We start from the raw sequence: 12,081 nt of genomic DNA, 5'->3' as shown, positions 1-12,081 counted from the left end.
GACCCCATTGTGAGTCAATAATTCAGATAAATCTCTGAGATTCTAATTCCTCAAAAAGAATTAAGCCTCAAGAAGTTTTCCAAAGTATTTGATTGTTCTTACCATCTGGCTTGTGTAAGAGTTCTCGTTGTCATACCATGAAACAACCTGAACCTCTGTTGTACCATCGCCAACTGGAAGAGCCATTGTCTGAGTAGCATCAAACAGTGAACCATATCTCATTCCTACGATATCGCTGGATACGATCTGATCTGTGTTGTATCCAAAGGACTCGTTGGAAGCAGCCTTCATAGCCTCGTTGATCTGATCAACTGTAACTTCTCCGTCAACTACTGCTGTAAGGATTGTTGTAGAACCTGTTGGTGTAGGAACACGCTGAGCAGATCCGATAAGTTTTCCGTTCAGTTCTGGGATAACAAGACCGATTGCTTTAGCAGCACCTGTGCTGTTTGGTACGATGTTAACTGCAGCTGCACGAGATCTTCTAAGATCACCTTTTCTCTGCGGTCCATCAAGTGTCATCTGATCTCCTGTGTAAGCGTGGATTGTACACATGATACCGGACTTGATTGCTGCAAGGTCGTTAAGAGCTTTTGCCATCGGAGCCAGGCAGTTTGTTGTACAAGAAGCTGCAGAGATGATGTTCTCATCTTTTGAAAGTGTCTCGTGGTTTACATTGTAAACGATTGTCGGAAGGTCATTTCCAGCTGGAGCAGAAATAACTACTTTCTTAGCACCTGCATCGATGTGAGCCTGAGCTTTTGCTTTGGATGTGTAGAATCCTGTACACTCCAGAACAACGTCAACACCGATTTCTCCCCAAGGAAGCTCAGCTGCGTTAGCTTTTGCGTAGATCTTGATCTCTTTTCCGTCAACTGTGATGGAATCCTCTCCTGCCTCTACTGTATCTGCAAGAGCGTATGTTCCCTGAGTTGAGTCATATTTTAATAAGTGAGCAAGCATCTTAGGAGATGTAAGGTCGTTGATTGCTACTACCTCATATCCTTCTGCTCCGAACATCTGTCTGAAAGCAAGACGTCCGATACGTCCAAAACCATTAATCGCTACTTTTACTGCCATGATTAATTCCTCCTAAAAAGTTTAAAAAATTTATGACTGTATCTCCAGCCATGGCGATGAATTTAACAAAGCGATAATTGTTAAATATTCATCAACTAGATTCATTGTACTAAAACAGAAACAAAAATTCAACCCTTAAATCCATATAATTCGATTTTTATGGAACAATTCTCTTAAATATCGGTTTCCGCCCCTTAAATTCTGCATAATAACTAAAACCACAGCTTATAAGTATCTCGCCAGCCTTGTCAAAGTCAAAAGCGACATGTTCCGGACGGTGTGCATCTGCACCAATTGTGACAATTTCACCACCGAGTTCTCTATATCTTCTGATCACATCCGGATGTGGGTTCGGAAATACAAGCCCATACTTCATCCCGGCCATATTCATCTCAAGTCCTTTTCCCTGTGCAATCAGAATTTTCAGAATTTCGTCGATCTCTTCCGCATACTTTTTATAGGAATATTCCTCCGCCTGATGCGTTCCATAACGGACAACGTAGTCCAGATGTCCCAGGCTGTCAAAAGAATTTACCTTTTTCAAATTCTCTATCGTCACCTGAAAAGCTTCCTGATAAGCTTCCTCATCACTTCGACCTTCAAAAAAAGTTCTATAATACGGATCCTGTCCATGAATCAGATGCACTGATCCTATCACAAAATCAAATGGATATTTCTCTGTCAGATTCCGGTAATATTCCCCCAGATGCGGCTGAAGTCCGATCTCTACACCGATTCGGACTTCCAGTTTCTTCTGATATTCTTCTTTTAACTGTGTCAACCTCTGAAAATAGTTTCCCAGATCAAACAGAAATGCTCCTGCCGGAAAATCCGGAGTCTGCGGGAAATCTTTATCCAGATGATCTGTAATACAGACTGCTTCCATTCCCCTTTCTATTGCTGCATCAAGCATAGAATGTACGGATGCATCACTATCCTCAGAAAACCTTGTATGCATGTGGGCATCACATCTTATCATAATATTGTGCCGCCTCCTAATACATATTCTCCATCATACAGAACAACTGCCTGTCCCGGTGTTACTGCACGGATTGGTTCATCGAATATACAGGTAATCTCATCTTCTCCTGTCTTCTCCACGGTACACCAGGCTCCTTTGTGGTTATAACGAATCTTTGCAAACACACGCTTCGGTTCTGTAAGATCTTCCACGCTCATAAAATTCAACTCATTGGCACGCAGTGTATGCGTCAATGATTCTTCATACGTTCCGATTACAACTTCATCTGTCTCCGGACGTATCTCCAGTACAAATGCAGGATACCCTAATGCAAGCCCAAGTCCTTTACGCTGTCCTACTGTATAATGAATGATTCCTTTGTGTTTTCCAAGGATCTTCCCATCCGGTGTCACGAAATTTCCCTGACGAATCGGAGCATCTGCGTTTTCTTCAATAAAAGATGCATAGTCTCCATCCGGAACAAAACAGATATCCTGACTATCCGGTTTATTTGCCACCTGCAGTCCGATTTTTTCTGCCATCTCACGGATCTGATCTTTTGAATAATTTCCAACCGGCATCAATGTATGTTCCAGCTGTTCCTGTGTCAGATTATAAAGTGCATAAGTCTGGTCTTTCGCAAGCGTTGCAGATCTGCGGATTGCATATCTTCCGTTCGGGAGCTTATCAATCCTTGCATAATGTCCTGTTGCAATATAATCTGCTCCAATTGAAAGACTTCTCTGCAAAAGAGCTTCCCATTTCACATAGCGGTTACAGGCAATACATGGATTAGGTGTTCTTCCGTTCAGGTATTCTTTTGTAAAGTAATCAATTACATTTTTCTGGAATTCCTGTTTAAAATTCATCACATAATACGGAATACCAATAGACGATGCAACACGTCTTGCATCGTCTACCGCACTGAGCCCACAACAGCCGCCGTTTTCTTCTTGAACTTCATTTTCCTCATCCTGCCAAATCTGCATTGTCACACCGATCACATCATAGCCTTGTTCTTTTAAAAGCCAGGCTGCCACAGAGGAGTCAACTCCTCCGGACATACCTACAACAACTTTGCCTTTGCTCATTAATATTCCTCTTCCTCTGCTTCTTCACCTTCGTGAATATCTGACTTTGGTTTCTTCAGGCCTTCAATCTTAATCCCATGTTTCTCTGCATAATCCCAGAGTGCTGCATGGATTGCCTCTTCTGCAAGCAGAGAGCAGTGAACTTTTACCGGTGGAAGTCCGTCAAGAGCTTCCATAACGGCTTTGTTTGTTACTTCCATTGCTTCCTGAATGCTTTTCCCTTTAACCATCTCTGTTGCCATACTGGAAGTTGCAACAGCTGCTCCACATCCGAATGTTTTGAATTTCACATCGCGGATGATCTGGTTGTCATCAATGTCAAGATAGATTCTCATGATATCTCCACATTTTGCATTTCCAACTGTTCCTACACCGCTGGCGTTCTCAATCTCTCCTACATTTCTTGGATGCTGAAAATGATCCATTACCTTTTCTGTATACATTATATAATTCCTCCATTTTGTTTATCTTTTTATTCAAAAATTAGTTTGTATTTTTCTTTTAAGTCATTCTGGCTTATGCATTCTTCTGCTGCTTTTTTATAAAATCTTCGTAGAGTGGAGACATACTGCGCAGATGTGCAACAATCTCTTTAAGCTGATCTACTGTATAGTCGATATCTTCTTTTGTTATATCAGCTCCAAGTGTCATACGAAGGGAACCATGTGCGATCTCATGCGGCAGTCCGATTGCAAGAAGGACATGGGATGGATCCAGAGAGCCTGATGTACAAGCTGAACCACTGGATGCACAGATTCCTTTCATATCCAGCATGATCAGGAGGGATTCACCCTCTACAAACTGGAAGCTGAAGTTAATGTTATTCGGAAGACGTTTCACACGGTCTCCGTTCAGTCTGCAATATGGAATCTCTTTCTCAATTCTGGAGATTGCATAATCGCGGAGTTCTGTCTCCTGTTTCATTCTCTGATCCATAGAAGCCATTGCAAGTTCAACTGCTTTTCCAAGTCCAACGATTCCAGGTACATTCTCTGTTCCTGCACGGCGCTTTCTCTCCTGTGCTCCACCATGGACGAAGGAGCGGATCTTCACACCTTTTCTGATATAAAGGAAACCGATTCCCTTTGGTCCGTTCAGTTTATGTCCACTGGAACTGAGCATATCAATATTCATCTCATCTACATTGATCGGTACCTGACCAAACGCCTGGACAGCATCTGTATGGAAAAGTACTCCATGTTTGTGTGCAATCTCTCCGATTTCTTTGATTGGCTGAATACTTCCGATCTCATTGTTTGCAAACATTACGCTGACCAGAATTGTATCCGGACGGATCGCTGCTTCAACAGCTTCCGGACTGACAATACCATTCTCATCTACATCCAGATAAGTCACTTCATATCCTCTCTTCTGGAGATATTCTCCTGTATGAAGGATTGCATGATGTTCAATCTTTGTTGTAATGATATGTTTTCCCTTTGATTCATAAGCCTCAGCTGTAGCTTTCAGCGCCCAGTTATCAGATTCAGAACCACCAGCTGTGAAATAAATCTCCTCTGTCTTCGCACCAAGTGCTTTTGCTATGATTTCTCTCTGTTTTGTGATCACTTCTTTATTCGCAGCCGCAAAACCATAAACACTGGATGGGTTGCCAAAATGCTCTGTAAAATATGGGAGCATCGCATCCACAACTTCCGGTGCTGTCTTTGTTGTTGCTGCATTATCAAGATAAATTAATTTTCCCATTACCTGTTACCTCACTTTTATTTTATCTACTTTGTTTTCTTACTGTTCACAAATAATTGTAGACAATGATTCTTTTCAGTTTTTACACTTTGTATAATCCAAATGATTGTCTGTATGTCCAAGACATTTACTTTCTGTCACCAGTTGGTTCAGCCAGATTTCATCTACTGTCTGGTTAATACTATCATTGATTCGTTTCCACACATACTTTGTCACACAGCTGTCCGCACCTTTGCATTCTCCTTCCGGATCAAGTCCGGCGCATTCTACTGGTTCAAGATTTCCTTCCAGTGCACGAAGCACATCTCCTACAGAAATATCTTTTGCTTCCTTTGCTAAGACATATCCACCATTTGCACCTCGGATACTCTTGACAAATCCTGCTTTTTTCAGCTTCGACATCAATTGTTCCAGATATCGTTCTGAAATATCCTGACGTCTTGCAATACTTGTGATGGAAACCGGAGAATCTTCACTGTATTGGGCCAGATCGATCAAGGCACGCAATCCGTATTTCCCCTTTGTTGACAGTTTCACATCTTCACCTTCTTTTTCTTTTCCTTTTCCTAGTATTATGCTAGGGTTTCCTTTTGTAGGATATCACCAGTCTTACGTTCTGTCAAGGATGTTTCTTGAATATGTTGTTTAAAAATAAGTTCATTTCTGGTTACTGTCCGCGTTGCACGTGGCAGCAATCATCTTGACATGAGGGTATTATGTTTAGAAAAAAACATTCTTTGATTAAAGGAACACTGATTCTCACATCTGCCGGTCTTGTAAGCCGCATTCTCGGATTCTTTTTCCGTATTTTCTTAAGCCATACCTTTGGAGAAGAACAGGTCGGACTTTATCAGTTAATTTTCCCTTTCTACGCACTCTGCCTGTCTTTGAGTACTTCAGGTCTTGAAACTGCCATTTCCAGAAGTGTCTCTCGCTTTCACTCCCTTGGCCGAACGCAGGACGGAAAGTTGATTTTCCAGACAGGTCTGATTCTTTCTGTTCTGATTTCTCTGATTTGTACTTTTCTGGTACAGAAGAATTCCGTTTTTCTTTCAAATCGTTTTCTTGGAGATCCAAGATGTGCAACACTATTATATCTGATCGTTCTTGCACTTCCAGCGGCTTCTGTCCACAGTTGTATCTGTGGTTATCACTATGGTCTGCAAAGAACCTCTGTCCCGGCTATTTCACAGTTAATCGAGCAATTTGTTCGAATTTCTTCTGTTTTTGTTTTATATTTTATTTTTATACACCGTGGAGTTCACCCTGAGATTCCATTGGCTGTATCAGGTATTATTTTCGGAGAACTTGCAGCAGCAGGCTACTCGCTTTTTTCACTGAAGAAGAAGGGTTTTGATGCCGATTCTCCATATATTCTTTCTATCTCAAAATCTTGTTCTGAATTGCTACGCCTCTCTGTTCCATTGACAGTTAATCGCACAGCAATTACATTCTTGCAGGGAATTGAAGCAGCTTCAATCCCTGTCTGCCTTGAGCTTGCATCTCACAGCGCTTCCGAAGCTCTCAGTATTTATGGAGTACTGACCGGAATGGCATTACCATGTATCCTTTTTCCCTGTGCACTCACTAACTCAGTCAGCCTGCTTTTAATTCCAGCAGTCGCACAAAAGCAAGCTGAAAACTCTTCAAAAGAGACATTTCTCCTTATAAAAAAGGCTGCCGGAGGATGTTTCTCCCTTGGTCTTCTGTGTTCTGTCTTCTTTCTTCTTACTGGATCTTTCCTCGGAAACTTCCTGTTTCACAGTACTTTAGCCGGCAATTTCATCATAACGCTTGCCTGGATCTGCCCTTTCCTGTACACAAGTTCCGCTCTTCTCAGTGCAATCAATGGACTGGGACTTACAGCCCTGACGCTGATGATCAATCTTCTTGGATTATCCATCCGCATTCTTAGTGTATATTTCGGAATCCCGCACTATGGAATCACAGGATACCTATGGGGACTTTTCATCAGTCAATCAACTGTCTGCCTCGTTGCATTACTCACACTTTCCCACGAAATCAAAAAAGAATATTTACAATCTTTTGAATCAGCCACGGATTAAGACAGGATTCTGAAAAAATCCCAATCAAAAACAAACCGCATACAAAGAACGTTTTTTGCCTGTTCCACTGATTCTGTGGATAGTTCCAACAAAAGCGCAAAAGCACAAGAACTGCCGGAACATAAAAAAGGAACTGTGGAAATAGTCCTGCCACACAAAGAATACTTCCCTTCATTCCTAATTCTGCCACTGCCTCTGACAGTAAAATTCCTCCTGACATCCCGGTCCACAGAAGAAAAAACGCTGCCACAATTTTTCTGATCCGGATTCCCATCGCCAAAAACAGCATCAGGAAAAAAATTCCCCGTACCTGAATCAAATACCAAATGTACTGTTGAAAAGATATCTTCTCATTCTTTAATCTCATAAGATAAACTTCTGTAAAAGTTCCGATCAGGCTCAGCTGTTCTCCCCATATATAATTGACAATCAAGATTCCTGTCAAAAAGCCTGTAAAAAACAGAGCCAGAAAGTAATGTCCTGTACGAAATGCCTTCACCAGTATTCCTCCCACCCTATAAAATGTTCTGCGGATATATTTTTATCCTCAATCTTCCACACCATTATATGAGTGTCTGGTTTTTCTCATGCGGCAGCGATGCTACTTATTGTCGGCATTCAATCATTTTCCATACTTTACAGCATAAGCCATCAAAGAAGAAACTGTCTTCGCATCTTCAATCTCACCTGAAAAGATCTTTTCCTTCAATTCTTCTATTGTATAAGCGCCAAGTTCAATAAATTCATCTTCATCCAAATGCTGTTTTGACGGTATCAGATCATGTGCCACATAAACTTCAATCCGTTCGTTACAAAATGCTACTGTTGTCCGTAAAGTGATCAGCCACTCCAGATTCTCGCTGCGATACCCTGTCTCTTCCTCTAATTCACGGGAAGCACACTCTATACCAGGTTCTCCCACTTCATCAAGTGCTCCTGCCGGAATCTCCAATGTATATCGATCCAGCGCATTTCTATACTGTCTCACCATCAAAATCTTACCATCTGCTGTAACCGGAACTACCGCTGCTGCTCCTTTATGACCTATAAAATCCCATACTACGGTATGATCCCCGTCCACTTCTATCGTGTCCTGATAAAAATCAAGAATCTTTCCTTTAAATTTCAATTCTCTGTTAATTCTTTTAATCTTCTCGCTCATTCCGTTCTCCCTTCTTTTACCTTACATCACCGTATGCATTCTATATCAAAGACTTTGTTACTGTTCACACGATGTGCGACCAGCAACGCATCTCGCCATTTTAAATCGCCTTTGGCGATGGGGCGAGATGCATTCAAGTCAAAACACGCATCCTCCGTGTCAATCAGCGTAGTGATTGACACGGGAGTGAACAGTAACAAGAATTTTACGCTTACCTGTAATAGCTTTCTCAGTAAACTAAAAGCCCCTGTCTTTCGACAAGGGCCAACTTTCATCTTCTGTTATGATTCTCTTATTTTGCGTAATCTGTTGCTCGTGACTCACGAATAACATTTACTTTAATCTGTCCAGGATATTCTAATTCAAACTCAATCTGTTTTGCAATATCCCTTGCTAAAAGCACCATATCATCGTCAGATACCTGCTCCGGAACTACCATAACACGAATCTCTCTACCTGCCTGAATGGCAAAAGACTTATCTACACCTTTAAACTGGTTGGTAATATCTTCTAACTGTTTCAATCTGTTTGTATATGTCTCGATGGTTTCTCTTCTTGCTCCCGGTCTTGCAGCTGAAATAGTATCCGCTGCCTGAACAACACAAGCAATTAGACTCTGCGGCTCCACATCACCATGATGTGCCTCCACAGCATTAATAATGGTTGCTGATTCTTTGTATTTTCTACAAAGATCTGAACCAATCTGAATATGTGATCCTTCTACATCATGATCAATTGATTTACCAATATCATGAAGAAGTCCTGCACGTTTTGCAAGTCTGACATCCAGTCCGATTTCTCCTGCAATGAGACCTGATAACTGAGCTACTTCGATTGAATGCTTCAATGCATTCTGTCCATAGCTTGTTCTGAACTTCATACGTCCAAGAAGACGGATCAACTCCGGATGAATTCCTGTAACTCCAACGTCAAGAGCCGCAGCTTCTCCTTCCTCGCGGATCATTGTATCCACTTCTTTCTGAGCTTTTTCAACCATCTCCTCAATTCTTGCCGGATGAATACGTCCATCCACAATCAGACGCTCAAGTGCAATTCTTGCAACTTCTCGGCGGATTGGGTCAAACCCTGATAATACAACCGCTTCCGGAGTATCATCAATAATCAGTTCCACACCGGTTAATGTTTCCAGTGTTCTGATATTTCTTCCTTCTCTACCGATAATTCTTCCTTTCATCTCATCACTTGGAAGCTGAACTACAGAAATTGTAGTCTCTGCAACATGATCTGCTGCACATCTCTGAATTGCATTCACAACATACTCTTTTGCTTTCTTGTCAGCCTCTTCCTTTGCCTGAGTTTCCAGTTCTCTGACCATCTTGGCTGTGTCATGCTTGACGTCATCTTCAACAGTTTTTAACAGATATTCTTTTGCCTGTTCGGAGGTAAGTCCTGAGATTCGTTCCAGTTCCTGCACACGTTTCTGGCTAAGTTCTTCTACTTTGGCTTCACGCTGGCGAAGATGTTCTTCCTTCGCTGTCAGTTTGTTCTCACGATGTTCCAGTACATCTGACCGTTTGTCGACCGATTCTTCCTTCGCGAGTACACGCTTCTCATAACGCTGTAACTCCGCTCTTCTTTCTTTCGTCTCTTTCTCAAGTTCATTCTTTGTCCTGATGGACTCTTCCTTTACTTCCAAAAGAGATTCCTTCTTCGTCGTCTCTGCAGTCTTTACAGCATCGTCAATGATTTCTCTTGCTTTTGCTTCTGCATTCCCAATCTTGCTTTCCGCATTCTTTCTCAGATTGGAAACTGTAACAAAGTGAGTAATGATTCCGACTATCAACGCGAGGGCCACGGCAACGCCTATAAATAAACCTAGACTTATCTGCACAGGAGCACCTCCTTATTCGATTTTCATTGTACATATTACTCAAATACAACACTTAAATTTTATACTGTTTCAACAACAATGTCAAGCATTGTAATTATTATTTTGTATCACATGACACAACCCGGGTTACTGTTCACACAATGTGCGACCAGCAACGCATCTCGCCATTTTAAATCGCCTTTGGCGATGGGGCGAGATGCATTCAAGTCAAAACACACATCCTCCGTGTCAATCAGCGAAGTGATTGACACGGGAGTGTACAGTTACTCTGTTTATCATAATCTGATATAACATGGCGGATCACCTCATAACGAAATCCTTTTCGCGCAAGATATCCTAATATCTTTTGATATTCCTGCTCTTCCATTCTTTCCGGATCAACCTTCTTTTTTCGCAGTATCCTTCGGATTGCCTCTTCCTCAGAATCTTCACTATAGCACTGTTCAAAAGCCAGACAGATCAAATCATCAGAAACTCCCTTCTGCGACAGCAGTGCCTTAATTTCCCGTTTGCTTTTAGTATCTTTGCGACTCATAACAAAATTTTCCGCATATCTTGCATCATCCAGATATCCAAAAGATCTCACATATTCAATTGCTCCGCTGATTGCATTCTCCGGATATTGTCCCGCCTTCAGTTTTTCCCTTAATGCAGACTCAGTACGATCCATATCCTCCAGCAAATGCATTGCTCTCTTCTTTGCGCGTTTCAACAGTACCTCATTCTGAATCTTTTCATAATTTTCCTGCGCGAGATCTTCTCCCTGCTTTATACCAAAACGCTTCAACTCACCTTTATAAAGCACAAATGCAAATGTTCCATCCAGATATACTTTAAACTTCGTCTTTGTCTGCTCTTCTATCCCAGTAACAATCATTCTTTCTTTTCTGCCTCATCAGCCACTTTAGAAGCCGGTGTCAGCTTCAGATCACTTGATGCCCCTGTCTTCTTCTCAGCATCTGGAAGCTCATTCTCTGCTTCTTCTGATCCGGATAATGCATAATGTGCTCTCACCTTCTGATCCAGTGTCTCCATCACTTCCGGATGTGATTCCAGATATGCCTTTGCATTCTCTCTTCCCTGGCCAATCTTCTCTCCCTCATATGCATACCACGCACCGCTCTTCTTCACAAGATCAATATTGGTTGCGAGATCAAGAATATCTCCTGCACGGGAAATACCTTTTCCAAACATAATATCAAATTCCGCTTCTTTGAACGGCGGAGCAATCTTATTCTTCACAATACGGATTCTTGTACGGTTTCCTACCATCTCTCCACTCTGCTTTAAGGTCTCGATTCTTCTGACATCCATACGCACAGATGCATAGAATTTCAGCGCACGTCCTCCTGTCGTTGTCTCTGGATTTCCAAACATTACTCCAACTTTCTCACGTAACTGGTTAATAAAGATCACAATACAGTTTGACTTGCTGATAACCGGTGTCAGTTTTCTCAATGCCTGCGACATCAATCTTGCCTGCAGACCAACATGACTGTCTCCCATATCCCCTTCGATCTCCTGCTTTGGAACAAGTGCAGCTACAGAGTCAATGACAATAATATCAATCGCCCCTGAACGTACCATTGTTTCTGCAATTTCAAGGGCCTGATCTCCACTGTCAGGCTGTGAAATATAGAGTTCATCAATATCTACTCCGATATTCTTTGCGTATACAGGATCCAGTGCATGCTCTGCATCGATAAATCCGGCAATTCCGCCTCTCTTCTGAACCTCAGAAATCATATGAAGTGCGACAGTTGTCTTACCACTTGATTCAGGACCATAAACCTCGATCACACGTCCCTTTGGCACACCGCCAAGTCCAAGTGCCAGATCAAGACTCAGACATCCAGTAGGAACTGTCTCTACAGCTACATGTGCCCCTGATTCTCCCAGCCGCATCACTGCACCCTTACCAAAATCTTTCTCCAGCTTTGCGATCGCTGCATCCAGTGCTTTCTTCTTCTCTTCGTTATTTGCCAGCTTTGTAACACTCTCTTTGCCTGCCATAATTTTCTCCTTCTCTATCTCTCTTAGTGTATAAAACCCATTCTCTCTTTTTCGAACAGTTGTTCGTCTATGAATAGATTTTATTATACTTCTTTCAAAATGTCAACAATAATTCTTCCCCTTAATTTTGTTGCAATAATACGATATAC

At 41.9% G+C, this 12,081-nt stretch carries 12 protein-coding genes; 1 reads left to right on the top strand and 11 read right to left on the bottom strand.

Going from position 1 to position 12,081, the window contains the following annotated elements:
• Positions 1 to 60: 60 nt before the first annotated feature.
• From gap to ACZ47Z_RS06155, 6 genes are all read right to left on the bottom strand, one after another.
• A complete protein-coding gene (gene gap, locus ACZ47Z_RS06180) occupies positions 61 to 1,080 on the bottom strand; it encodes a type I glyceraldehyde-3-phosphate dehydrogenase (protein WP_015528899.1) in 1,020 nt (339 codons plus the stop codon).
• Positions 1,081 to 1,237: 157 nt separating this feature from the next.
• Complete coding sequence (locus tag ACZ47Z_RS06175) at positions 1,238 to 2,059, bottom strand: histidinol-phosphatase HisJ family protein (RefSeq protein WP_117828191.1); 822 nt, start codon at positions 2,057 to 2,059, stop codon at positions 1,238 to 1,240.
• Complete coding sequence (mnmA, locus tag ACZ47Z_RS06170) at positions 2,056 to 3,132, bottom strand: tRNA 2-thiouridine(34) synthase MnmA (protein WP_054751027.1); 1,077 nt, start codon at positions 3,130 to 3,132, stop codon at positions 2,056 to 2,058. Before mnmA ends, ACZ47Z_RS06175 begins: the two co-directional genes overlap by 4 nt.
• Positions 3,132 to 3,575, bottom strand: a complete 444-nt coding sequence (nifU, locus tag ACZ47Z_RS06165) for a Fe-S cluster assembly scaffold protein NifU (RefSeq protein WP_054751026.1) — start codon at positions 3,573 to 3,575, stop codon at positions 3,132 to 3,134. Before nifU ends, mnmA begins: the two co-directional genes overlap by 1 nt.
• Positions 3,576 to 3,648: 73 nt before the next feature.
• Entirely contained in the window at positions 3,649 to 4,839 is a 1,191-nt protein-coding gene (nifS, locus tag ACZ47Z_RS06160; protein ID WP_054751025.1) for a cysteine desulfurase NifS, read from the bottom strand.
• Positions 4,840 to 4,914: 75 nt separating this feature from the next.
• Positions 4,915 to 5,376, bottom strand: a complete 462-nt coding sequence (locus ACZ47Z_RS06155; RefSeq protein ID WP_054751024.1) for an RrF2 family transcriptional regulator — start codon at positions 5,374 to 5,376, stop codon at positions 4,915 to 4,917.
• Between the two features lie 179 nt (positions 5,377 to 5,555).
• Between ACZ47Z_RS06155 and ACZ47Z_RS06150 the strand changes: the two genes are divergently transcribed.
• Positions 5,556 to 6,905 carry a polysaccharide biosynthesis protein gene (locus ACZ47Z_RS06150; protein WP_117890451.1) on the top strand — a complete coding sequence of 450 codons (1,350 nt, stop codon included), beginning with the start codon at positions 5,556 to 5,558 and terminating at the stop codon, positions 6,903 to 6,905.
• Here the strand turns inward: ACZ47Z_RS06150 and ACZ47Z_RS06145 are convergent.
• The 5 genes from ACZ47Z_RS06145 to recA form a co-directional block, all read right to left on the bottom strand.
• Positions 6,862 to 7,404 (bottom strand): stage II sporulation protein M, encoded by a 543-nt coding sequence (locus tag ACZ47Z_RS06145; RefSeq protein ID WP_117890450.1) that lies wholly within the window; start codon positions 7,402 to 7,404, stop codon positions 6,862 to 6,864. The genes ACZ47Z_RS06150 and ACZ47Z_RS06145 overlap by 44 nt on opposite strands.
• Positions 7,405 to 7,527: 123 nt before the next feature.
• Positions 7,528 to 8,067: an NUDIX hydrolase gene (locus tag ACZ47Z_RS06140; protein ID WP_015528893.1), complete on the bottom strand. Its 540-nt coding sequence runs from the start codon at positions 8,065 to 8,067 to the stop codon at positions 7,528 to 7,530.
• A 292-nt stretch (positions 8,068 to 8,359) separates the two neighbouring features.
• A complete protein-coding gene (gene rny, locus ACZ47Z_RS06135; RefSeq protein ID WP_054752991.1) occupies positions 8,360 to 9,913 on the bottom strand; it encodes a ribonuclease Y in 1,554 nt (517 codons plus the stop codon).
• A 238-nt stretch (positions 9,914 to 10,151) separates the two neighbouring features.
• Entirely contained in the window at positions 10,152 to 10,796 is a 645-nt protein-coding gene (locus tag ACZ47Z_RS06130) for a regulatory protein RecX (protein ID WP_020435792.1), read from the bottom strand.
• Entirely contained in the window at positions 10,793 to 11,932 is a 1,140-nt protein-coding gene (gene recA / locus ACZ47Z_RS06125; protein WP_015528892.1) for a recombinase RecA, read from the bottom strand. Before recA ends, ACZ47Z_RS06130 begins: the two co-directional genes overlap by 4 nt.
• Between the last annotated feature and the right edge of the window lie 149 nt (positions 11,933 to 12,081).

It is taken from the genome of Mediterraneibacter faecis (assembly GCF_055383675.1).
The sequence above is the reverse complement of the archived record's forward strand: the minus strand, read 5'-3'. Positions and strand labels throughout refer to the sequence as shown.